The sequence below is a fragment of the Devosia sp. J2-20 genome (assembly GCF_055808475.1).
Window position 1 is genome coordinate 3,096,933 of record NZ_CM147870.1, and the last position, 21,625, is coordinate 3,118,557.

Below are 21,625 nucleotides of genomic sequence, written 5' to 3' on the forward strand. Positions count from 1 at the left end.
TTATTCGCTCACTGCAACGGTCAGCAGTGGATCGGCCTGCAGGCGGGTCAGTTCGTCCGCGCTCAGCGAGCCGGGCGCAAAGGTCTCCGGTTCGGCCGTGAAGTAGTGGCCGATGCGCCACCGACCAGCAGCGGGGCCGGTCACCTTGACCGTACCAGCGACACGCTCACCTGTAGACGTGGACACCTTGGCGATCTCGGCGTCCAAGGAAGCACCAAATTCGACAGCCAGCGCAGCCATGAGCGTCACTTCTGATCGCGCTTTGGTCAGCATGTCGAGTGCTTCGTCGCCGCCCAAATCTAGCGCCGTCGTGAGCTGGTCCTGAAGTGCTGCACGCATAAGGCCCGCAAGATCGAGAACATCCTGGTTGACCGACAAACCATCGGTGGCGAGACCGGCCGCATTGCCGGTCTCGCCTTCCTGGCCATCGTCGCTCTGGGTGGTATTGGTGTCCGCTGCGCTCGCAACCGCAGCGGTATTGGGAGCCGTCTCTGCGGTTGTCCCGCCGAGGCCTTCATCGGTGGCGCCGGGCGTCGGCGCGGCGGCGCTGGACTGTGCCTGGCCATCGATGTGCGAGCCCGCTGGTATTTCAGCCTGTTCATTGGTCTGGCTTGCATCGGGCAGCACGACGCCTTCTGGCAGCGGTGCTAGGGCGGCGATCTTGCCTTCGACGGCCTTCACGAGTTCCTTGGCCACATCGAGGTCGGCCTCGATCTGACTGCGATCGGTTCCAGCCTCAATGGTGTCGAGTTGATAATGGATGCTTACAACGGCGTCGCTGGCAGCCATCAGCTCGGCCCGCGCATCCACCCAGGACTGTACCAGGTCAGAGAGCTCCTCGGCCGTCATCTGCCGTTCGGTCGGTGTAGGCGCCATTTCTGCAGCCGCAGCAATCATGGCCACCCAATCGCTGGGACCGCCCGCTACCTGCGCTGCACTGAGCTGATCGGGAGTGGCACCAGCAAGTTTGGCAAAGCTATCCAGCCCTGCGCCCAGCAGCTTCTTCTCGGTCGCTCTACCGACGCCTTTGAGGGTTGTCAGATCGTCCATGTGAAGGTGGTCCTTTCGGGTTTTGCAGAAAGGGTCACGGACCCCTTTTGGAAAACCCGCCGGCCGGAGCCGGCGGCAAGTCAAAGTCAGGAGGAAGTCGCCGGCTAAATCGGTGGGGAGGCGCGGGCGAGAGAGCACGACACAAGTGGCGGTTGGCCGTTGGCGTCCATCAAGACCACCAGGTGTGCCAGGCGCACCTGATTGGGCGCACGGATCTTGATGGGTCCATTGCTCGCCAGGCAAAGGGCCGGGGCTTCGACGATTTCGATCGAGGCCATGGGCGTGGCAGGCGCGTAGCAGACATCGAAAGTGACTTCGGGTCGGCCCAGCTGGAGGATATCGGGCGCGGCGGCAGCGAAGGCCGGAGCGGCGAGCAGCATGGTGGCAGCGAAGGCCACGGCAATGAGACGCTTGAAGTGCATGCAGGCTTCCTTGGTTTCGGGGCTTACAGAAGCGGCCGGCTGGTCGCTTCTCTAAATCCAGCCAGCGCCCCAGGGCGCTGGCGAAAGGTATTGCGGGTGGCTAGGCCAGCCAGGGCGACATCATGTGCTTGGCGGTGCCAGCCCACGGGTTGGTTTCGCCGCCATTGACCAAGGTGCTCTGGACGATTGCCTTGGCCGCGCCTTCCAGCGTTGGGCCGGTGATGATGGTGTCCGGCACGATGCCCAGCGGCAGGCCGTGGTCGGCCTTGAAGCCGATCATGGCCGCGCGCGCCGCTTCGTAGTTGGCGGCATTGAGTGTCTGGCGCGACCGGATGGCGAGCTGCGGGAAGGTGAAGCCCACATTGCAGCGGCCATCAACGCCGTACTGGAACTCTTTCTTGCTGAAGACAGCCGGGCTGGTGTCGTCATCCATCCTAGTCAGGCGGAATGGTTCGCGAGACTGAAAGACGAGCGGCTTGATGGCGCGACTTGTGTCGACCAGATACCAGGCTGTTCCCGCGCCGCCCAGGTCATTGGAGAAGACGCCTTCGCTGCCGTCTTCTAGGATTACGGGGTGGTCAGTGTCGAAGTAGTTCTGGCCATCAAAGCATAGGGTCGAAGCGCCATCCTGCAACAGCGCCCAGCACAGCTCATCTGGGAACACCGCAGCCGAACGGCCGAACTCGGAAAAGATTGGCGTATAGATGCCGACCTGGTCGTCGCGGATATCATCGCGATCGACAGCGATAGTGCTTTCAAACGAGCGGTTGCGGATGGTGTAGCCATGCTTGCCGAGCGCATTGATCACGCGATCACCGATCCACTCGCGCATGCGGGGGAACTTGCCCAGCCAGCCATATTCGTTCGAACGAGTCACCGAGGTGACCGTCATGGCGATCTGGGTATAGGTGGGCGTTACCCCATTGAAGCCACCCTGATACGCGGCGCTATAGCCGGTAAACAGGGAGACAAGAGCGGGTCCGGTAATTTCCATTGGTGAGAGCTCCAGCGCCGCTTAGCGGACGATTTCGAGGGTGAGATTGGCCGCCACTGCGGCGGCGTTGGTGCCCCCAACGGTGAACGAGATGATGTCGCCAGCGGCCACGGTGTTCAGAGCCGTGGGTTCCGCCGTGTCGATGTCACCAGCGGCCGAGCCTGCCTGGGTGATGGTGAGCACCCCAGTGGTAACGGCGACCCCATTGATGGCGACAGTGATGGTCGCGTTGCCCGTGGTCAGAGCGGCCTGCAGCACCGAGGTGATCTTCTTGATCTTGCCAGCGCGGGTGGCGATCATGCGCACAACCGGCGTGCCGGTCAGCGTGGGCAGATTGATCCGGTCGAACTCGGTGGCGCGATTGGCCGGAGCCCGGAAGTCGACCCAGACGCCGTTGGCATCGACATCATAGACAATGCCGGCAACTGAGCGTGCACCGTTGCCAAGCGTCTTGGCGACTGTCTGGTCATCGACGCCATAGCACTCGCGGCCGATATCGGCCGTGGTGATCAGGTCATCGCCGGCAGAATTGGCAAAACGATGAATGCCGGCACTCACTCGGGCATTGATCGCGCCGTCGGCGCCGTCGCTGTTGTCAGCATCGCCTTCGCAGCGGCCCAGGCCGCGCAGCCCAACGGCAGCCGACATCGGCACCAGCAAACCAGCGACCGTGATTGCCGCCAGGGACCCGGCAAACAAATGGGTGGCCGCCAGGACGCCATGCTCGCGAATATCACCACTACGTGCGGGCGTGGTGCGCCCCTTGGTCAGCGGGGCCATCTAGTTTGCCTCCTGTTGGCGGGAGGCAATGAACTGCTCTTCGGATAGGCCGAGCGCCTTCATGGCCACCAGATCTTGGTCGGAAAGCGCGGGCTTGCCGTCTTGGGGTTTTGCGGGGGTTAGTTGGCGGGCGGTCAGCTGCGGCTGGTTGCCTACGAATGCTTCAAAGCCTGCCAAGTCCCGCTCGGCATAGCTAAAGGCCCACTCCTTGTTGGCAGGCGTAATCTTGCCGGCCGCAATGGCCTTGTCGACTGCCTCGGTGGCCTTGGCCTTGGTCGAGCCGGTCACCGTCTCATTGAGCCGGTTTTCGAGGTCCTTGAACATGGACATAGGCACGAACTTAGTCGGATCGACATCAACGGCCTTGGTGCCGTCAACCTTTTCCGCCTCGGTCTTGAGGGCCCCAAAGGCGGTCAGGACTTCATCGGTGGTCGCATCGGCATTGATGCCAACGGCGACGGCGATTTTGCCGCGATCAACCGCAAAGGCGTTGGCGGCGGCGACGATGGCTGTCTCGTCTGCACCATCCTTGAGGCCAAGCGCTTTCGCGAGCTTGGCGAGCAGCTCATTCATGTCTGTCTCTTTCCGTTGTGAAAAATGCTCTGCCGCAGCCGCTATGGCTTCGAGCGGCAGGTTCGACTGATTGACCAGGGCGGCGTTGTCGATCCGATCGACCTTGCCATCTGGTGCGGTAAACAGGGGGGAGATGTAGCGATACTCGCCAGCCTTGATCTTGGCGGCGGCAGCGGGCGTCCACTGGATCTGGCCATAGATGCCGTCGTCGCGGACTTCAAAGGCCTTGAACCAGCCCGAAGCTTCAGCGCGGCCGCCCTTGTTCGGACCTACAGCCCATAAACTCTGGTGATCGTAATCCACCATAAGATCACTGCCGGCGTAGCGCGCCATTGAGCGATCAACGATTGCCTGCATTGCAATCTTGTCACCGGCATCGAACGGCCCACGGCCGTCGCGGCCCTGGAACTGGCCTGCAGGCATGATCTTGTGCCAGACGGCATTGATTTCGCCCTCAGGCGCGCTTGCGGTCTGTAGGGCGGAGAAACCAAAAAGGAGAGAGTTGACGGGCTTGCTCATGACCGCCAAGTTGACGCATTCGCTGCAGCCAAACCGCCCGGACAAATGTCAGGGGCAGATTTGGGTCACCAGGCGGCAGTTCCCCACATTGCGCTAGCACATCCCACGGTGCTGCCACCATCGGGCCACGCTGGGCCATTAAACGGGTTTTAAAGGGGGCAGCGTTAGCAAATGGCCATTCTTGGCCATGGTTGGTGCCCAGAAGGGGCCTCTGGCGCTCCAAGGCCCCCTGTTATTGACACTCGCTTGAATTGTCACGGGCACTTCCTAACCCACGATGATCAGCTCTCTGGCTGCCTTTGCATTCTTGCCGCCGGCAACAGTGTAGGTCAGCGCCACCTCGTGCAGTTCGAAGCGGACGAACAGATCCCGGACTTCTGGTCGATCATTTATCGACATCACGAAGCGCCCTTTCAGCCCGCCCAGGATGTCCGCCATCTCTGCGAACTCCTCACGCCCGAACATGCCGGCGCCATAGTCCTTCTCATTCCCGAAATACGGCGGGTCCAGATAGAACAGGACATTGGCGCGGTCGTAGCGCGCCACGAACTCCTGCCAGCGCAGGTTCTCGATGATGACACCTGCCAGGCGCTCGTGAACGTCTTCCAGCGTAGCCGCGAGTTTGGTGATGTTGAACCGGCCGCCCATTCCTGGACTGACCCCAAAATTCTGACCGGCGACCTTCCCACCGAACGCCAGTCGCTGCAGGTAAAGAAACCGGGCAGCGCGCTCCAGGTCGGTCAAGGTCGCTGGATCACTGGCTTTGAGACGCTCGAACTCGCGGCGGCTGGTGATCTGGTAGCGCAGCATTTCCATGAAAGGCGTGTAGTGGCGCTGCAGGATGCGAAAGAACGTCGTGACGTCACCAGAATAGTCATTGATGACCTCAGCCGGCGGCGCCGATCGGCGTTTGAGAAAGACGCCCCCCATGCCAACAAATGCCTCTGCATAGGTCTGGTGAGGGATGGTCTCGATCAAAGCAGTGAGACGCTTGGAGAGGTTGCGCTTGCCGCCGATATAGGCGGCCGGCGTGTTGGTAGGTGAAACGGCACGGGAAAAGCTCTCAGAGGTCATGGTGTTTCCTGGTGGACTCGCTCTAGCCCGTAGGGGCGCCCTCGTGGCGCAACGGGTGTGGTGAACGATTTCGGCACCTTGGGGGTTTGGTCGCCAAACTGGAGCCCCCAGCCAGGGTAACCTGGCCGCCCGTTGCTGGTTACTCCGGGTCTTTGGCTGCACGGAACAAAGTCTTGCCCGCTGAATATTCGCGCTCCCGCTTATCGGATGTTGAGTGGGTCAGGCTTGGTCCCGAGACGTTCCACTGTCGGTCCCCAGCCCGACTTGCCGGGGTTATGGTCCCAACCCGGATCAATGCCAGTGTCGATCTTGCGCACTTCGCCGGTGACCTTGTTGGTCCATTCGCGCAGCTGTTCGGCTGGCGCCTCAAACCGCAGCACTTCGCCATCGGCGATCAGGCGATCGACATCACGCTGGCTCAGGCTCTGGATCGTGCAATGGCAGTTCCAGCCATTGGGTGCGAAGTGGGTATTCCACCAGGGATGGTCCACCAGCAGGCAGACATTGTGCCAGGCCTGGTGATGCAGGCGCGGGTGCTCCTGGCCAACCAGGTGCACATAGCGCAGGAATGGCCGCGCGGCTTTGTTGCGCTGAAAGCTCGCCCAGTGCCCAGCTGCGTAGCTCACCCGCATGTTGACATCAAAGATCAGCTGCAGCCGGCGTGTTGAGCCGAGCTGGGCGATCTCGGGAAGACCGGTACCAGGATTGGTCACCGCCTGACGCCCCCACCAGCCTTTGACCTGCAGCAGCGGGATCAGATCCCTAGCGAAGTCCTGATAGGTCTGCCCATCTTCAAGGGCCACCAAAAGCCCGTTGAAGATCTCTTCAAGGATGTCGAACCCGGCTGACTTGGCCACTGTGAACATGGTGCCGTGGATCTCGGCATAGACCTCCTGCCAGGCAAAGCTCGGATAGAGCTGCATGCCGCGCGTGATCAGGGCGTCGATCGCGGCCTTGGGGGCGACTGGCTTGAGGTCAATTGCCATCAAGCGGTTCCTCTAGCTCGCCTGCCAGGCGCGCACCAAAGGCCAGCTTGGCAAGGATATCGGTGAACTCGCCAACGCTGATGGTCGCTGCGCGCCGTATCAGGATTGCTTTGACCTCTTCAATGCTGGTTGCCGCCGCGATCTCCTCGGCAAGCCCCTTGACGATCGGCTCCACCAGCGGTTGCCAGTCGTCGCCGGCGAGCAGCTCGGTGACGGCCGTTTCAATGGCATCGTCGGTAGGCTGCATGGCAAAGGGTTGCTGGTCGGCACTGGCGCCTGGCTTGGCAGGGTCAAAGGGCTCGGCTGGTTGCTGGTTGCGGGGCGTGGGGTCCGACTGGACAGGCGCGGGCGCCTGCCGAGCTGCCACCAGGAGAACCTCTTCTTCGCCGGGTGCCGGCAGCCCGATCTTGTCTTGCATGGTGGCAACGCTCACTGGCAGGCCCAGCGGCACCAGCTTGACGACATTGTCCACCAGTGCTTTGAGATCGACCTCATCGGGCCGCCCGATGATGACTTTGGGATATTTTCGGCGCGGACCCATATTGAGGTCGATTGTGGGCCGCACCAGGTCGCGATTGAGCGTGGCGCTAAGCTGGCGGGCATCGGCCTTTTCGATATCGTCGCGCACACCGTCATGCACCTTACTCGATGCGTAGCCGCCGCCAGTGGGGGCATCGACCGTGCCGGTCGCGCCCAGCACCAGCTTGGAGACCTGCCGATCAAGCCAGTCGGCGCGCTTTTCATAGAGTTCATGGCTGCCGGTAATATCGGCCTTGATGAACTCAATCTGCATGGCCGTGGGGATGATCGCGGCGAAGTCAGTGCCAATGTTGGAGACCGCCTCGAGCAGGGTATCCTTGTCGGTCTCGCTGGCGCCGGGATCAAACTTGCCGACCCGCAGCGGTTGGCCGTAGGCCTCGGCAAAGATCGCCCAGTCCTTGATCGTGAAGGTCTTGAACAGGAACGACCAGGCAACCGAGCGCGCCAGACCGCCACGAATGGTCAGGCCAGACTTGGCCTTGGCCCGATGCACGATCCAGCCAAAGGGCTTGAGTTCCTCATTGCCGGCATCTCCGCGCAGCAGCAGCCGATCAAAGGCGATATCGTCGAACTCGAAGTGTCTGGGGTCGCGCCATTTGATGGCCTGGGGCATCCATTGCCCCTCGCTGGTGTCCCAGATGATCTCGCTGGCCGAATAGCCCTTGCCGATGGCGTCGAGAATATCGATCAGCTCGTCCTGGAACTCATCACGGCCAATCAGGTCGCGGATCAGCTCGGCAGCCTTCTCGTCTTCGGCATCCTCGCTCGCAGCTTCGACCGTGATCTCCAGGCCTGAGACCTGGCGCTTGCGGATGGACAGCACGCCGGCGTAATGCAGGTCGCGTTCTTCCATGTCCTCGGCCAGCTCCAGATAGCGCTCCGGGCTCCCCTCAATGCTGGCGCGCAGCACATTGGCCAGCCGTCCCGGTGTCAGCCCGGCTGCCGGGTGTCCACCATAGGGCTGGCGCACCCCACGGATCGTCGGGCCGGCCTGTTCGCTAGTCAGGCTCGCCTTGGCGATCGGGCGTCCGAACTGGTCGACCAGGCCTTTGAAATAATCGGCCATTACCAGCCACTCCCTTTGCCGCGCATGGACCCCATGCGGAACCCGCTGTCGTAATCATCGCTGCGTGTTTTCCAACTGTCGTCACTGCCGCGCTCTTCAAACCGGCTGCGTGGTGGCGGCACGCTCTGATAGCCATTGTGGGCGACATGATCCTGGCGGCTGGCGAAATAGGCCAGGCACCCGGCGACGGCGGTGTCGCCATGCCGATCAAACCCGTCACTGCCTTTGAAGCGGAAGTCGCTGGGCACCATCTGAACGCCGCCGACATAGGCGATGGCCTGGTGATCGAGCAGAACGTCCTCGTGCATGGGCAGCACTACGGTCTTGTCGCCGAAGGCGGACGTGTAGGCCGTCATCTGCACCCGGTACCAATTCTGGCTGAGGTGGACTTCATTGACCTTTGAGCCCCAGCGCTGGGCCGCCACTTCAGCGAGATAGGCGCCATTGCCGGTGGCATCGAGCGCCGCGCCGGTGAACCGAGGCAGTCGATCGCCGATATAAAACAGGATGTCTTTCTGCTGCTCGAACGGGATATTGCGCAGCTCGACCACGAACGGCACACGCCGCACTAGGTCAACGCCCGTTTCCATCGGAATGATGTCGGTCGCGTCGCCGCTGCGGGCAAAGTCCTCGCCCAGGACGTGCGAGCGCTTGGGGTCCAACCCGGCCAGCAGCGGCGCCAGGTCGCGCCGGCAGAAGTCGAGCGCGATCTGCTTACGTTCCCGCTCTGGCAGGTTCTTGAAGCTGTCGGGTTGCGTCCAGCGCACTACTGGAATCCCCTTGACCATGCAGCTCTCGATCATCACGCGGGTCAGCACGGCGCCGGCGGCTTCCGATGGGATAGCATCCAGCTCCTGGCGCATGGCGGCTTCACGTACACCATAGGCGCCCCGGATTTTAGCCTCCCAGGCAGCCTCCTTTTCAGCGGTCCATTCCTCGCCCTTGATCAGGCAGACGCGCTTGAACAGGCCGTTGGCGACGGCCTTGCTGAACGGGATATGATGCACCGAGAACGGGATCTTGCCGGCGTTGGCCTCGCGCACCAGTTCATTGAACGGGTTGAGCACACCGTTGTGGGTGGAGATCACCCGGATTTTGCCGCCCCAGATCAGCAAAGCGTTCACCGCATCGAGCACGGCGCGGACGTCACGGTGATAGGCAGCCTCGTCAATGCACACCGTGCCCTGAAGGCCGCGAATGTTCTCCGGCCGGGATGATAGCGCCTCGACGCGGAACCCCGAGGCGAAGGCACAGCGGAAGGCCGGGATCTTGACGATGGTCTGTTTGCCGTGCTCGTCCTCGACCACGTCATCAAACAGGAACTCCTGCACGGTCAGCAGCTCAGACGCGACGAACTTGGCGAAGTGCGCAACATAGCCGATGAACTCGCGGCCCTTGTCCTTGGTATCGCCGATGTAGAAATAATTCTGCCCGCCGGCCGAGCGCCTGGCCGCAGCGATGAACGTCGCATCAAAGGCCTCAGCAAACGTGATGCCGGTGCGGCGCCCCTTCTCCCCCAGTTTGAGGTCGCTTTCGTCCTCAAGCCATTCCGCCTGGTGGCGCATAAGGACGCCCTCGGCCAATGGGTCGAGGTCATCTGGAATATCGGCGCCGCGCAGCAGTTCTGCCGGCAGCTTTTCGGGCTGGCGCGGCAGGATGGGATCAGACCAGCTCGTTTCGAGGTCCTGCTCACTCATGGTGACGGGTCCACTGGCTTGTCGCGCACGCCCAGGAACTCGCGCTTGATCTTGGCGATAGTCAATTTGGTAAGTCCGGCTTCCTTGCCCACGGTCTCGATCGCGGTCTCTGCGTTGTCGGCCATGCGCGCGAGATCCGCCTCAACCTTTTGCCGGCGGGCAGTAGAGACGTTCTCTGCGGCAGCCAGCGAACGCAGCGCATCCGCCATGGCCTTGGCATCCTTGGGGCTGAACCCAGCCTCCCCGCCTTTTTCTGCCAGTTCCAGGATTAGGGTCTTGATGGTCAGCGTGGCGGCCATGGTGACATCGTCGGCACTGGTAGCGTCTTCGCGCTCCACAATAGCTGAGGCGACGGCCTTCATGCGCTGCAGGCGCCGGGTCAGCGCCGACAGGCGAACTGAATGACGATGAAACGAGGAAAAGGACGGGATCTCGAACCCAAGCTCGAATTCACCCTGAAGGTCGATCAGCTTATCCTTGAACTCGGCATAGATATCGATTTGGGTGCGCTTGGTGTCTGCAAGCTCTTCTGCCGCCCAGGCAACGATCAGCTCTGCCTCTTCGGGCAGAAGGTCGATCGAGGAGAGCCGGCCACGCGTCTGGCGGTCACCCATCTCAATCGTCCAGCGCTTTGGAGGGCTTCTGCACGCCGTGCAGCACCCGGCGCCGTGTCACATGATCACGGCCTGGATCAACCAGTGTGGCGATGATGGCACTGCCGGCATGGCTGGTGCGGACGGCACCAACTTCCTTTTCTAGCCAGGTCAATTCATTGGCGATGAAGTCGCGGCTGCGACTATAGCCAAACTGCTCTAACACCACCTGGAGTATGGTGTCGTTGAGGCTTTCATTATCCTCTTCGGCTAGGGCGCGCAGGATGATCAGACGGATGTTGGCGAGTACAAGGGCCGAGCGGTCGATTGGTGGCATTAGGCTGTGTCCTTCAAGAGCATGTCGCGTGTCATTACGGAGATCTCGCGGACGTTCTTCATCTCGGACCCCATCGCCTTCACGTCCCCAGCCATGGCGGTCATGTTGACCTCAAGCCGGTGGATGCTCTCCTTGTCGGGCAGGTGGCGATAGTCGTCTTCCAGGGTGGAGATGCGCTTTTCAACGCCGTCTATGCGGCCAACAAGACGGTCTCCAAGTGCGGCGAGCGCGTCGGACAATTTGACGATGGCATCCGCATTGCTCTTGGCCGAACTTTGCAAGATCGCCCATACCAGACCGCACAGGTTGATGAGGCCAATGCCGATTGGCACCCAGGTCTGCAGGAGTGATATGTCCATCAGGCTTTGCTTTCGAAGTCAGATTGGCAGCCAGCGCAGCGGCAGGCGGTGGGCATCGCCTTGCGGCGGGCGGGATCGATTGCTTCGAGACAGTCGATGCAGTCGTTAGTGCCGGTACCAGCCATCGCGGACATGACGCGGCGCAGACCTTCGGCACGCTCCTGGTCGGCGCGGCGGTCGGCCAGGTCAAAGTCGCGGTTCGAGAAATTCACTTGCGGCCCCGCGTCACCAGGCCAATACCAACGCCACCGGCTAGACCGACTGCTCCGACCGGGCCAAACACCCATTGGAAGGCACTACGGGCCCAATCATCAAACGGGGCCTGGTAGGCGGCAATCGTCCAAGGCTGGGGGAACATGCAGCCCCGGCACCAGAACACGTCGTAAAGGTTGATCATGCCCCACTTGAGGGCCAGTGGACCCAGAAAGACGACAGCGATCACCCAGAACATCGGGAACTGGAATTGCGCCTTTTGCCGATCGGCCTCTGTGCGGCGGTTCTGCACGTCGGCATCGATCTCGGCTCGCTCAACTGAGACGTCGCCCGTCAGCCCCCGCTCTACGAAGTTGATCGCTCCCACGGCGAAGTCGGCAACGCCGCCGAGTCCAAACCATCCAAGAACACTGCGAATGAGTCCGCGCATCAGCCGACATGCCTCCAGGACTTGGCATCCTCAAGCCTGCGCGCCTTGAGGCGCTGGGCGATGACCAGGACCACGATGCCTGCCAGCCCAAAGCCCAGGATGGGGTTGGCCGTGAATATCGCGATGATTGGCTCGACCGGTTTCTTGACCGCTTGAATGAGGTTTGAAACCCCGTTCAACCACTCGATCCCAGCAAAGCCCTCAGTGCCCTTGCCAGCTTCTCCGGCAATGCCGACAACGCCAAACAACGCACCAATGCGCGACAGCCAGTCGGCGCTCTTGATGGTTTCCGATCCCCGCTTGCGCAGGTCCTTGACCGTCAGATCCTCGCGGCTATTGCCAGGCTCCTGCGCCAGCGGCACGGCGACATCGAGGGCGGCCTCGGTGAGCGGTCCAACCCGGCCATCGGGCAACAGGCCATGTGCTTTCTGGAAAGCCACGATGGCGCGCTCGGTAGCCGGGCCAAAGTCTCCATCAGCGACGACATGGTATTGCAGCTCGATCAGGCGTTGCTGTAGTGCCTCAACGCGATAACCCTTGGACCCAAGGCGCAGCATCGCCTCGACCTTGGGATTGGTTATGGGACCAACACCACCAGTCATTTTCACAAGCTCATCACTGATCATGCCGGCATAGGCATCAGCTTGTCCTGAACCATTATAGCGGCGGGCGATGGCCTGGATATCTTCTGCCTGCAGCGCGGCCACCAGGCCAAAGCTCACCAGCAGCTCGATCATTGCCGCTATCTGCGCATCCTCCCGTTCAGCGAACGCAAGGACGAATTCTGTGACGGTGGGAAAGCCCGCCTGGGCATGATTGAACCCCATAATCTGGGGTGCACCATAGGAGGCCGACCGCAATGCGGCCGTCTCGTGCAAACGCGCCATATCAGCCAAACGCGTCCAGCGCGCATCAGAGCCGGACTTGCCTAGGCCGACATAATTTTTGACCTTGTTCCAGCGCGGCGTTGCCAGACCAAGCGCCTGCGCCTTCTCACGCAGCGCCTTGGGCAGCTCGCGCCAGAAGACGTGCTTTTCGGTGAGGATGATCAGTCGGCCCTTGTCGTCAAATGGCTGGCCACCGCTTTCGACATTGACGAGGGCCTGCAGCAGCGCAACACGGACCTTGAGGCGCTTGCCTGCGGCTTCGAGCAAGGCTGGCAGGTTGCCCTTCTTGCCCTTCATGGTGGCAAGCTGGTCGACAATAGTAGAAGTCATAGAACAAGCCGTCCGACGCGGTGAATGTTGTCGGACTGTGGCTGGTCGGGGGCCCGTAATCAGGGCGGACAAATGTCCGGGGGTGCCTAGAACAGCTTGCCTTGGCGGGTGTCGCGGAGCCTGGCACGGTGTCGCCTGATCGTCCGCTCATGCTTGCCAAACTCGCCGGCCAGTTGATTGGCCGACCCACCTTGCTCGATGGCCTTGGCAATCTCCGTCTTAGTCCGCACCGCACTGCCCATCGGGATCAGTAGCTGCATTCCCGAACTGTTCGCTCGGTAGAAGGCGCATATTTTTTGCGCCGCCTCAAGCCCCACTAGTTCGGTCAACCAATGACCGGCTGCTGCCTGAGCCGGAATATAGACCTGCCGGCCGCCCTTTGCCCGCGCGATCGTCCAGGCAGCATCCATCCCGGCGACCTCAGCGATCTCCGCAATGACAGCTGGCAGTGGAGCGTTAGCATCAGACATCGTCGTTTGGAATGCCTTTGAAAATGAGGGTTATCGTGCTGACCCCAGCTGCAGCGATGTCGCGTTGGCGGTAGACTAGGCGGGCTGTCATTCCACGCTTGCTGGACCAACATCTGCTGCCAGCACTGAGGGCGTATCCATCGCCAACCAGGTGCCGGAAACTAGAGCCCGGCAACAGCTTGGCGGCGAGTGCCGCGATCTCGGTCTGGGTCTTGGGGAGCTTGGTGCCGCGCATGGTCATTTGACGGTTTCCTGTCGGGCGAGTTGGGCTTCGAGCGCCAGTTCCTGCTGGGTCAGATCGTGAAGGACGCCTTGCAGCTGGACGCGTTTGAATGAACGTGGACGAAGGGTTGGGATGCGACTGGCGATCTCGGCGCGGCGGCGCGTGATCTCTGCGATCCTCTGGCGCTCGGGCCAGTCGAACAGCGTCCCAGTCGGGAAGGGCATCACACGGCCTCCCCACCAGGGCGATTGACCGCGATTTTGTTCTGCTCAATCTTGGCGGCATGACCGCGAGCGAAGCCGACCAGCGAATAATGTTGAGCCGAATGACCCTGGCAAAGTATGTCCAGGCCGGAGGTGTCCCCACGCCGATCGACAGCAACCTGGCTTTGTTCACCCAGGAGGTCGCCATTCTCGAAAGCATCGCTGAGGCGCATCCCATCAAGGCCGCAAAAATCGCGGTCCTCGTTGGCGAGTGGCGACGCTACATGAGTGCCGCAAGAGCGAAGCTGCACTGACAGCATCAATTCGCTCCAACCTGCCGAAGATCAGCTATCGGCGCTTCAGCTGCTTTGGCGCGGATCTGCTCGCCCAGCAATCGCATCAATGCCACTTTGGCGATGCTGTCGACGGCCTTCGCTCCTGCAGCACTGGTGATACCGGTGGCTTTGTAGCCAACGCTGTCCCGGCTCCGGCTGAGGGCCTTCAACTGAGCGGCAATCACGCAATCCTGCGCGTCACTAAAGGCACTCCAGTCGACGCCGCCGGCACGCGTAAGCCAGCCCTTTAGCGCTTCCACAGCCTTGCGAGCGTCGGCAGCTGCGCGCAGGAATGCGGTATGCTCGATGCCGGTCTGGCGTTTGATGAATGAGAGCATGGCGCTGTCGCGACGATCATGGACAATGCCCAGGTTCCACCCGGCAATCCAAAGCGCTTGAAGCTTCTTGGCATATGGTCCAGTCAGACCCTTGGCCCGAGCGGCCACCGGTGTGCCGTTGAATTCGGCCAGCACGGACCGTTGCTCGGTGCTGGTCATCAGGGTCAGGCGGCGTTTGCCAGTGACCCGCTCGTAAACATCACGGGCGGTGTCTTCGTCGAGACCCCGCGCTTTCCAGGCCACATTGATTGCAGCAGTGGTTTTCATAGCTTGATTTTCCCCTGGGTTTCGTCACGCAGCCGGCGACATGCATCCGTGATCAGGGCGTTGACCTGGTCAGGATCGTCATTGGGCGGAATGGTGATGGTCCAGCCGAAGGTGTCGGGTTTGGCAGCGCCGCGAATAACCTTGGCCTGCACTTCAACCACAATGGTGTCGAAGCTGCTCATGACTGGACTCCCGCGATAGCGACCATGCCGTTGCGCCAGTATTCCAACTGCTCGACGAGCGCCTTCGGCATCTCACCCGTCTTGGTCCGAGTGGCGCAATGCTGCGCCAGACGGAGGCTCAAGAAGTCCACGCCCGCCTGAAACCCGGTCTCCCGACAGGCGTCCTGCAGCTGCTCAACCTTGGCCGCAATGACCGCATCGGAAAGGCGCAACAGGATGGTGGCCCGCTCACCATGGCTGCGGGCTTCTAGGAGACCATCGACAACGAAGAAGTTGGTCGACCAGGTTTCAGAAGGGCGGGCGATTGCGTTCATGGCGCGCTCTAAACCTTGGCCAGATCGATGCTGATCGCCGTCCAGGAGGCTTCCTTGTTTGGCCGCTCGTAGAACCGGAAATACTGCTTGGCGCCGATGACGCGGATGGCGTCGCGAATAGCGTCCATTGCGCGCAGCCAGCGCTCATCGGTGAAGTTAAGGCGCAGCAGCATGAACAGCTCGGCCTTGTTGATCTGCCCTTCACGCTCGACGTTGAATGCGCGGGTCACCAGCGAGCGGATCTCGTCACGACCATCGGCCACCCACTCGACCAGGCATTCATCAATAAGTGCTTTGGCCTGCTGTAGCTCGGCGCCGAAGTCGACGAGGTCGGCCATGGCCACCTGGACCTTGAGCAACCCGTCAAAGCTGTAATAGGTCCGATTGCCCTTCTTGCCGCCGCGCTTGACCCCGTACTCTTGGGACAACAGCTCATCCAGACCGCCCAGATCTTCGAATGTGTGTCCTTTGAAACGGCCGATCTGAGCCGAAAGGTCGCGCGCGTGGCCGACGACTTTGAGCACCATCTCATCTTCAAGACTGTGCTGCGGTTTGATCATGCTGACCGGCACGAAATGGCCTTGGGCATCGATCTTGCACGCCTGGCCATTGACCAGGATCACGCCGTCAGCGGCGATCGGTTCGGCATTGGTGGTGTCAATCATGGTCGACATTGGGAAACTCCTGTTCAAAGTGGGTTTTGAAGGTCTTGAAAACGGCATCACTGACCGCTTGCGCCTGGGCGGTGCCGAGGGTTCCTACACGCTGTGCGAAGCCGTCATGAACCGCGATCAATGCGCGTGCTGAAACGGCAAGACCGTCAGAAATGGCGGGCTGGGGATTATCCTCGGCCTCGACCAGGGCATTGCAGATGGCGGTGATCTGCAGCACCGACATCGTAAACTTCTTGCGGGGGTCAGCGATGATGGCGCGAGCCACTGCGACAGGGTCGATAGGAGCGGTCGCGTTCATGCCTGCCGCTCCCGACGCCCGCCCTGCAGAGCGGCCTTGAGTGCAACCACATTGCTGCCCGCCGCTCGGAGCTTTGCCGGGACATCAGCTGTGCCCAGCTCGACCTCCATCTGCTCAACTTCGCCGGCGCATTCGCCCAACATGGTCACCATGTTTTGGGTGGTGCGGTCAGTGGACGGAAGTGATCCGTCACGCATGCCGCGAACCCAACCAGCCATAATCCGAAGGCGGCGCGAGACAGTTTCTTCATTCAGCATCGGTGCCTCCCTTGGGGCGGAAATGAGGGCAGTTGTTGCGGCAGGCGTGATACATCCGCATGCGCAAGGCAGACGTCGCCGCCTTGGGCTTCCCCTGCCAATCAAGGCAGGTGTGTCGGCTCATCTCGCCGATGACGGGACAGTCCACAGTCAGGCCCAGGAGCGCGCCGCGCACCTTCTCCTCAACCCGGCCGACATCGCCCTTGTAGATGTTGCGAAGCACGGTCGAGACGAGCGACCCGGAGTAGCCGATGGCCTCAGCCGCGCCATCAAGGCCGGTGAGATCAGCGCGGGCGGCAAGCGCGACAATCCACTCTGGCGGATTGCCGTCGAAAGCCTCGGTGGCCTTGTCCATGTAGCTGCGGTCGTTGGCGCCATTGCGCGCCTTGCCAGTCTGAGGTCCCCGGTTCATGCGGTTTCCTCTTCGGCAACAGCGTTACCCACGACGGTGCGGTTGTTGGGATCATAGATGATGCGGGCACGCAGCAACTTCGGCGCCAGGGGGCCAGTATTCATCGACGGCTTGAGCCGATACCGGGTCAGGCGATGATGCGCGGATGCCTGGACAACTGTGAGATAGCCAGCCTTGGCCAGGCGCTGCAGGAACTCCTTGGCGCTGTTGATGGCGACAGGCACTTCCTCGGTTGCGGCCAACATTGCCAGGTCATCGCCTGCGATACCGCCGCGACCCTGCGGTCCCCGGATGATGTTCCACATGTTCTGGCGCGACCGGCCATAATCGCCGGGCTTTCCATCGCGGCGGAGCGAGGGCGTTTCACGGGGGCTTTCCACCAGGCGGAACTGCTTTTGTGCCCAGTGGCCTTCACCCTGCAGACCAGCGGCCATGATGATGCCGGCACGCTGCAGGCGCTTAACGAAGTCATCGACCGTGGCATGGTGCGCAGTGGTGGCGCCGACGACGTCTTTGACCGTGAAGGTAGTGCCGTCTTTACCCAGGTCGCGGATCACGCCCCAGTAATGGTCGTGACCCCGCAGCCGGACGGTCTTCAGTTCGAGTTCAAGCACGAAGGGCATCAGGCAACACCCCGCTTGAGGGCTTCGCCCGTGAACACGCCGCCACGATAGGCAGCCAAGTCCAGTTCACGGACCCCTTCGTTGATGGCAAACACCTTGACGTTGTGCAGGGTGGTGGCGATGCGGCGGGCATTGCCCTTGGTCTGGGTGACGATGTGCGCCAAGAGGTCCGGCGCCAGCGCAATGCCGGGACAGCGGATTTTGGCAAGATGCTGGGCATCGGCCGTGTCGCACTTTTCAGCCAGCACCCGACCCAGAACCCGGTTGTCCACCCGCTCAAACGCCTTGAGCTTGTTGGGCAAGTTTTCTTCGCCAACCAGGATGATCGGAACGCCCGTGGTCTCGTGAATATCGCGGACCAGTTCGATCATGTTCTTGTCGACCAGCTTGTCAGCTTCGTCGATGATCAGTGGCCGGCGCGGGTCGTCGCCCATGATGTCGATGATCTCGTCCATCATTTTGGAGATGGTGCCCTTCGGGCGGTCGACATTGAGTTCCTTGAGCAGCGCTTCGCAAAACGCCTTCTGGGTCCAGAATGAGCGGGCCTCGACGTACTTGGCGCCGAGCTTGTTCATCACGTACTGGCTGGCCACGCTCTTGCCGTAGCCAGAAAAGCCGCTGAACACGCCCAGCCCAGAAAGCCCCGCCGGGCGCGCCTGGAGCATGTCCGTCATGGTGAGCAACGCCACGACATTGCGCAGGGGCGCTATTGAAAGAGCGTTGACGGGTTGACTATTGGTCGTCATATTTTGGTCCTCTTCAAATTCGTCGAGAGCCCCGGTTGCCGCCGGGGTTTTTCTTTGCCGCTACAGGTTGGCCTGCCCGCCAAAGTCGTCATGGATCATCCGCATCGACCGGTATTCCGAGCCGGTGCGATAACCCTGCAGCCACCCTTCTTCGCGCTCCTCCACCGGCTCGCCAGCTGCCAAGCGGCGCTCGATATCGAGCGCGCGGTTGAACCGCTGATGGTTGGTTTCTTCATTGCGAAGGGGATGGATGTTCGTGGGTTCGGGCGCGGCATTGGCGCGCTCCGAAATGAGTTGCGCCTGGAACTGCGCCTGCGACTGTGCAGCGCTGTTTTGCTTTGTGGGTGTTTGGCCGATGGCCTCCAATGCCGCCGCAATCTGCGGGGTGGAATGTTCTTCGGTCCGCTTGGGCAGCGCGACGATATTGCCGTTCTGGGCCTTCTTGACCCGCAAATAGCGGTCGATGAAGGTGGGACCTTTCTTGATGCGGCGGCGCTCCGCCTCCATCCACTTGCCACCCTCGCGCAGCACGTCTGCGTGGGCTTCCCGCACTGCAGCCCAAAAGGCGGCGGGTGCTACACCGGCGAGTTCGGGACAAGTGCCTTCACCGAGGAACTCAGCACCGTCTGGCGTGAAGGCATAAATCGTCCCCATGTCGGCGGGGTCCATTCGGACAAACACCTGGGTGCCGGGCAGCAGGGCGGAGACGCCGTAGTAATAGTCCGCGATCCGGATTCCTTGGCGGGTGACCCGGCGCTGGCCCTTTGTGCCCGGCACCGCCATGAGCAGGACATCGAGCGCACGCGCATCGACTATGCGGGGCGTGTATGCGGCGGCGGCTGCGGCGGCGAATGGCGTGGTGCCAAGCGCACTGTGGTCTTGGTGCTGGTAGTCGTATTCGACCCAGTCATCGATCTTGGCCTGCAGCTCGGCGCCGGTCAGCTGGACGCCGAAAGCAGCGGCGTCCGTTGTGCCCAAACGCACTGCAAAGGCCTTGCGCTCTTCAATCGCTTTGCGGTCGGCCACGTCGTGCCCGATGAAGCCGGGCAACAGCGGACCGACGGTGCGCTGGAACGTGCCGATAACGCGCTCGACATGGGCCTTCTGAGCGGGGCTGTACTTTGCCGAAACGATTGGCTCGATGTCGAGGAAGGTGAAAAGACGCTTTGTGGCCTCGGCGACAAAGTCACTGCCGTTGTCAGTCTTGATCTGTTGCGGCACGCCCCATTCCAGGGCTGCTTTGCGGATCATTAGACCCACTGCTGATGCGCGGGGAGTGCGCGAGACAGTGATGACAATGCGGCGCGTCGCCAAGTCTATGGCGATGTAGATCGAGTGCCGACCGTCGACACACAGGGCGTCGACCGGTGACGCGTCAATCATCCAGAGCTCGTTGGGTAAGCCGATGTGGCGCATCATGCCGGTCCCAGACGCCAGCATGGTCGAGCGGTATTTGTCCGGGTTGGTGACCTTGGTAATGAGGACGCGATTATCCGTTTTCAGCTGCTTTAAGGCCCATTGAAAGGTGCGGACTGGTGGCATCGCCACACGCTTGCCGCACACTTCGACCGCCTCACCGAACTCGTCGATGCAAAGCGTTCTGATGTGTTTGGCGGCGAAGTGGGGCTGCTCGATAATGAGCGCTAAGGCAAAAGCGCGTAGCCGCCCGTTCTCGGCCAGATCGAAAACACCAGTGCCCTTCCTGCTCTGTCCACGATCGACCGCCAGCGCTGCAGCCTGGCCGACTTTTTGGCCGACTTCCAACGCAACAAGGTGCGCTTGGAGAGGTGGGGAACTATCTCCCTGACCCAATCCTCCACGGCCAGTGTCCCGCCGTTGTATTTGTCAGTGAAGACCTGCAAGCATGCGGCTTGCCTAAGCCGCATACCGGCGCAGAACTTCTCGAACTGCCCGACAATGGCCAGACGCGCATCACGCTCGCGAGCCGCTCTGTCGCTCAGCGACACATCGGGCACAAGCTGCTGGACAACCTCATCATTAGCAGGACCGCCAACGACTATTGTCCGTTGCGCAAAATGCACCTGGGCCAAGGTGGGGAGTAGACGGAAATGGTACTCGACACCGCCGCCTTTGCCCTTCCTCTGCCGCGAGTAGGCCGGGTGTTCGTCCCACTTCTCACTGGCCGCCAGCATGGCTATGCCGCGCTTGGTCGTTGGAAGGTCTGGGAACCCGGCCTCGGCTATCTCGCGGGCTGTCATCCACTCTTTCATGACCGGCTCCTCAGGCGCTGGGACAGTGCGAGTTTGGCAGCCGCGATCTCGCGTTCTTTTTCTTCGAGCAGGTGCAATTCGATGATCTCGGCGTATTTTCGAGGGACCACTGCGAAGTCGAGAATGCCGGGAATGAACCCCAGCAGGTCTTCGGCCTCAGTGACTTTGACGAGAGCGACAAATGCATCGAGCGGGATGCGGTGAGCGTCACTGGCTTCCGACGCCCATTTGTCGAGCTGGGCCTCGGTGATGTTGCGATGAAGCTCGAGCGACATGAGACCGGCGATGGTCGCCCGGTTCAGCCCTTTTTCGTCTTTGGCATCGCGAAACGCTCGCGCCAGCAACCTGGCGATCTGGTTCTCGATACCGCCTCTGCCCGCGACATCAGCCGCATAGCCGACCGCAACCTGGGGAGGCTCCCAGGACAAAAGGTCGGCGGTGCGGGTGTCGCGGTTGCGGCTCATTTGCGGGCTGCCAACCATGCAACGATGGCGTCTTCATGCAGCTGAAAGAATTGACGCTGCTCGCTCGCCTTAAGCCGGGAAAATTGTTCCGAGAGTTTTTCCCATGGCTTCGACGGAGCCAGCACAGGGTGCTTTTGGATGAGGTTGATCTCGACCTCACGATTATCGGCGCAGGCATCTGCCCGCCGAGCAGTTGGGAGTGTCTCGGTCATGAGATCACCGCCAAGCTAACGACGCATCCGAGCAGCACAATCAGACCACCCAGCACCACAATCAGGTTGTCGATGAAGCTGAAGCCATAGACGGTCACGTCAACGCTGCCGTTCTTTTCTGACCAAACCCTCATGCTGCACCACGCATTGCGTCTGTGCGGCGATGCCGTTTTGCACTGGTGGACTCTGTCGCCTTGCGGATAGGTTCGACATCGCCACGCAGGTAACTGTTTGGGAATAGCTCACGGAAAGGGACGCCGATCGCCTTGGCGATGGCCTTTGCCCCCTGGAGGTTGTTTCCGCGCAGTCCGTGTCGGACCTGCCAAGCCTGAAGTCCCGCCGACTTGGCGATCTTGGTTTGGGTCAGTCCGGCCATGCCTATGGCGGCCTTGATGAGGTGCAGGTTCCATTCGACCTGCTTTGTCTCGGTCATCTTCCATCCCCGTATCAGCCGACCGTTTGCACCGGGCGGTTGGTTCGAACGCACGAATTACGTTTGTGGCCACTAATGTAACCGATTTTAATC

General features: G+C 61.4%; 34 protein-coding genes. 1 reads left to right on the forward strand and 33 read right to left on the reverse strand.

Features of this window, described 5'->3' with window-relative positions:
- From AC0L37_RS15210 to AC0L37_RS15295, 18 genes are all read right to left on the reverse strand, one after another.
- A complete protein-coding gene (locus tag AC0L37_RS15210; RefSeq protein WP_282222767.1) occupies positions 1-1,050 on the reverse strand; it encodes a helix-hairpin-helix domain-containing protein in 1,050 nt (349 codons plus the stop codon).
- 104 nt (positions 1,051-1,154) lie between these two features.
- Positions 1,155-1,472: a hypothetical protein gene (locus AC0L37_RS15215; RefSeq protein ID WP_282222766.1), complete on the reverse strand. Its 318-nt coding sequence runs from the start codon at positions 1,470-1,472 to the stop codon at positions 1,155-1,157.
- A 100-nt stretch (positions 1,473-1,572) separates the two neighbouring features.
- Positions 1,573-2,466, reverse strand: coding sequence for a Mu-like prophage major head subunit gpT family protein (locus tag AC0L37_RS15220; RefSeq protein ID WP_282222765.1), 894 nt, complete (start codon positions 2,464-2,466; stop codon positions 1,573-1,575).
- Between the two features lie 21 nt (positions 2,467-2,487).
- The gene (locus AC0L37_RS15225) at positions 2,488-3,246 is read right to left on the reverse strand and encodes a hypothetical protein (protein ID WP_282222764.1); all 759 of its coding nucleotides are present in this window, start codon (positions 3,244-3,246) and stop codon (positions 2,488-2,490) included.
- A complete protein-coding gene (locus tag AC0L37_RS15230; protein WP_282222763.1) occupies positions 3,247-4,338 on the reverse strand; it encodes a phage protease in 1,092 nt (363 codons plus the stop codon).
- Between the two features lie 267 nt (positions 4,339-4,605).
- Entirely contained in the window at positions 4,606-5,412 is an 807-nt protein-coding gene (locus tag AC0L37_RS15235; RefSeq protein ID WP_282222762.1) for a DNA adenine methylase, read from the reverse strand.
- Positions 5,413-5,612: 200 nt separating this feature from the next.
- Positions 5,613-6,398 (reverse strand): phage head morphogenesis protein, encoded by a 786-nt coding sequence (locus AC0L37_RS15240; RefSeq protein WP_282222761.1) that lies wholly within the window; start codon positions 6,396-6,398, stop codon positions 5,613-5,615.
- Positions 6,388-8,004: a DUF935 domain-containing protein gene (locus AC0L37_RS15245; RefSeq protein WP_282222760.1), complete on the reverse strand. Its 1,617-nt coding sequence runs from the start codon at positions 8,002-8,004 to the stop codon at positions 6,388-6,390. Before AC0L37_RS15245 ends, AC0L37_RS15240 begins: the two co-directional genes overlap by 11 nt.
- A complete protein-coding gene (locus tag AC0L37_RS15250) occupies positions 8,004-9,701 on the reverse strand; it encodes a hypothetical protein (RefSeq protein WP_282222759.1) in 1,698 nt (565 codons plus the stop codon). The genes AC0L37_RS15245 and AC0L37_RS15250 overlap by 1 nt, the downstream gene beginning before the upstream one ends.
- Positions 9,698-10,315: a DUF3486 family protein gene (locus AC0L37_RS15255; RefSeq protein ID WP_282222758.1), complete on the reverse strand. Its 618-nt coding sequence runs from the start codon at positions 10,313-10,315 to the stop codon at positions 9,698-9,700. The genes AC0L37_RS15250 and AC0L37_RS15255 overlap by 4 nt, the downstream gene beginning before the upstream one ends.
- Before the next feature lies 1 nt (position 10,316).
- Complete coding sequence (locus AC0L37_RS15260) at positions 10,317-10,631, reverse strand: VpaChn25_0724 family phage protein (RefSeq protein WP_282222757.1); 315 nt, start codon at positions 10,629-10,631, stop codon at positions 10,317-10,319.
- Positions 10,631-10,990, reverse strand: coding sequence for a DUF2730 family protein (locus tag AC0L37_RS15265; RefSeq protein ID WP_282222756.1), 360 nt, complete (start codon positions 10,988-10,990; stop codon positions 10,631-10,633). Before AC0L37_RS15265 ends, AC0L37_RS15260 begins: the two co-directional genes overlap by 1 nt.
- On the reverse strand, positions 10,990-11,202 hold the full coding sequence (locus tag AC0L37_RS15270) for a TraR/DksA C4-type zinc finger protein (protein ID WP_282222755.1): 213 nt from the start codon (positions 11,200-11,202) through the stop codon (positions 10,990-10,992). Before AC0L37_RS15270 ends, AC0L37_RS15265 begins: the two co-directional genes overlap by 1 nt.
- The gene (locus AC0L37_RS15275) at positions 11,199-11,633 is read right to left on the reverse strand and encodes a hypothetical protein (protein ID WP_282222754.1); all 435 of its coding nucleotides are present in this window, start codon (positions 11,631-11,633) and stop codon (positions 11,199-11,201) included. Before AC0L37_RS15275 ends, AC0L37_RS15270 begins: the two co-directional genes overlap by 4 nt.
- Positions 11,633-12,850, reverse strand: a complete 1,218-nt coding sequence (locus AC0L37_RS15280; protein WP_282222753.1) for an N-acetylmuramidase domain-containing protein — start codon at positions 12,848-12,850, stop codon at positions 11,633-11,635. The genes AC0L37_RS15275 and AC0L37_RS15280 overlap by 1 nt, the downstream gene beginning before the upstream one ends.
- 86 nt (positions 12,851-12,936) lie before the next feature.
- Positions 12,937-13,260 carry a helix-turn-helix domain-containing protein gene (locus AC0L37_RS15285; RefSeq protein ID WP_282222752.1) on the reverse strand — a complete coding sequence of 108 codons (324 nt, stop codon included), beginning with the start codon at positions 13,258-13,260 and terminating at the stop codon, positions 12,937-12,939.
- A 52-nt stretch (positions 13,261-13,312) separates the two neighbouring features.
- A complete protein-coding gene (locus AC0L37_RS15290) occupies positions 13,313-13,561 on the reverse strand; it encodes a hypothetical protein (RefSeq protein WP_282222751.1) in 249 nt (82 codons plus the stop codon).
- On the reverse strand, positions 13,558-13,767 hold the full coding sequence (locus AC0L37_RS15295) for a hypothetical protein (protein WP_282222750.1): 210 nt from the start codon (positions 13,765-13,767) through the stop codon (positions 13,558-13,560). The genes AC0L37_RS15290 and AC0L37_RS15295 overlap by 4 nt, the downstream gene beginning before the upstream one ends.
- A 101-nt stretch (positions 13,768-13,868) precedes the next feature.
- On the opposite strand from AC0L37_RS15295, the gene AC0L37_RS15300 reads away from it, so the two are divergent.
- Positions 13,869-14,060: a hypothetical protein gene (locus AC0L37_RS15300; protein WP_282222749.1), complete on the forward strand. Its 192-nt coding sequence runs from the start codon at positions 13,869-13,871 to the stop codon at positions 14,058-14,060.
- Between the two features lie 5 nt (positions 14,061-14,065).
- Here the strand turns inward: AC0L37_RS15300 and AC0L37_RS15305 are convergent, their stop codons facing one another.
- The 15 genes from AC0L37_RS15305 to AC0L37_RS15375 form a co-directional block, all read right to left on the reverse strand.
- Complete coding sequence (locus AC0L37_RS15305) at positions 14,066-14,686, reverse strand: regulatory protein GemA (protein ID WP_282222748.1); 621 nt, start codon at positions 14,684-14,686, stop codon at positions 14,066-14,068.
- A complete protein-coding gene (locus tag AC0L37_RS15310) occupies positions 14,683-14,868 on the reverse strand; it encodes a hypothetical protein (RefSeq protein ID WP_282222747.1) in 186 nt (61 codons plus the stop codon). Before AC0L37_RS15310 ends, AC0L37_RS15305 begins: the two co-directional genes overlap by 4 nt.
- On the reverse strand, positions 14,865-15,182 hold the full coding sequence (locus AC0L37_RS15315) for a hypothetical protein (RefSeq protein WP_282222746.1): 318 nt from the start codon (positions 15,180-15,182) through the stop codon (positions 14,865-14,867). The genes AC0L37_RS15310 and AC0L37_RS15315 overlap by 4 nt, the downstream gene beginning before the upstream one ends.
- An 8-nt stretch (positions 15,183-15,190) precedes the next feature.
- Positions 15,191-15,856 carry a DUF3164 family protein gene (locus tag AC0L37_RS15320; RefSeq protein ID WP_282222745.1) on the reverse strand — a complete coding sequence of 222 codons (666 nt, stop codon included), beginning with the start codon at positions 15,854-15,856 and terminating at the stop codon, positions 15,191-15,193.
- Positions 15,840-16,154, reverse strand: coding sequence for a hypothetical protein (locus AC0L37_RS15325; protein WP_282222744.1), 315 nt, complete (start codon positions 16,152-16,154; stop codon positions 15,840-15,842). Before AC0L37_RS15325 ends, AC0L37_RS15320 begins: the two co-directional genes overlap by 17 nt.
- Positions 16,151-16,411: a hypothetical protein gene (locus AC0L37_RS15330; protein ID WP_282222743.1), complete on the reverse strand. Its 261-nt coding sequence runs from the start codon at positions 16,409-16,411 to the stop codon at positions 16,151-16,153. The genes AC0L37_RS15325 and AC0L37_RS15330 overlap by 4 nt, the downstream gene beginning before the upstream one ends.
- A complete protein-coding gene (locus AC0L37_RS15335) occupies positions 16,401-16,823 on the reverse strand; it encodes a transcriptional regulator (RefSeq protein WP_282222742.1) in 423 nt (140 codons plus the stop codon). The genes AC0L37_RS15330 and AC0L37_RS15335 overlap by 11 nt, the downstream gene beginning before the upstream one ends.
- Positions 16,820-17,446 carry a hypothetical protein gene (locus AC0L37_RS15340; RefSeq protein ID WP_282222741.1) on the reverse strand — a complete coding sequence of 209 codons (627 nt, stop codon included), beginning with the start codon at positions 17,444-17,446 and terminating at the stop codon, positions 16,820-16,822. Before AC0L37_RS15340 ends, AC0L37_RS15335 begins: the two co-directional genes overlap by 4 nt.
- On the reverse strand, positions 17,446-18,192 hold the full coding sequence (locus AC0L37_RS15345; RefSeq protein WP_282222740.1) for an AAA family ATPase: 747 nt from the start codon (positions 18,190-18,192) through the stop codon (positions 17,446-17,448). The genes AC0L37_RS15340 and AC0L37_RS15345 overlap by 1 nt, the downstream gene beginning before the upstream one ends.
- A gap of 60 nt (positions 18,193-18,252) precedes the next feature.
- A complete protein-coding gene (locus AC0L37_RS15350) occupies positions 18,253-19,734 on the reverse strand; it encodes a transposase (RefSeq protein WP_473315429.1) in 1,482 nt (493 codons plus the stop codon).
- Between the two features lie 101 nt (positions 19,735-19,835).
- Positions 19,836-20,423: a DNA-binding protein gene (locus AC0L37_RS15355; RefSeq protein WP_282222739.1), complete on the reverse strand. Its 588-nt coding sequence runs from the start codon at positions 20,421-20,423 to the stop codon at positions 19,836-19,838.
- Positions 20,420-20,887: a hypothetical protein gene (locus AC0L37_RS15360; RefSeq protein ID WP_282222738.1), complete on the reverse strand. Its 468-nt coding sequence runs from the start codon at positions 20,885-20,887 to the stop codon at positions 20,420-20,422. The genes AC0L37_RS15355 and AC0L37_RS15360 overlap by 4 nt, the downstream gene beginning before the upstream one ends.
- Positions 20,884-21,099, reverse strand: a complete 216-nt coding sequence (locus AC0L37_RS15365) for a hypothetical protein (protein ID WP_282222737.1) — start codon at positions 21,097-21,099, stop codon at positions 20,884-20,886. The genes AC0L37_RS15360 and AC0L37_RS15365 overlap by 4 nt, the downstream gene beginning before the upstream one ends.
- The gene (locus tag AC0L37_RS15370) at positions 21,096-21,233 is read right to left on the reverse strand and encodes a hypothetical protein (RefSeq protein WP_282222736.1); all 138 of its coding nucleotides are present in this window, start codon (positions 21,231-21,233) and stop codon (positions 21,096-21,098) included. The genes AC0L37_RS15365 and AC0L37_RS15370 overlap by 4 nt, the downstream gene beginning before the upstream one ends.
- On the reverse strand, positions 21,230-21,532 hold the full coding sequence (locus AC0L37_RS15375; protein WP_282222735.1) for a helix-turn-helix domain-containing protein: 303 nt from the start codon (positions 21,530-21,532) through the stop codon (positions 21,230-21,232). Before AC0L37_RS15375 ends, AC0L37_RS15370 begins: the two co-directional genes overlap by 4 nt.
- Positions 21,533-21,625: the final 93 nt, after the last annotated feature.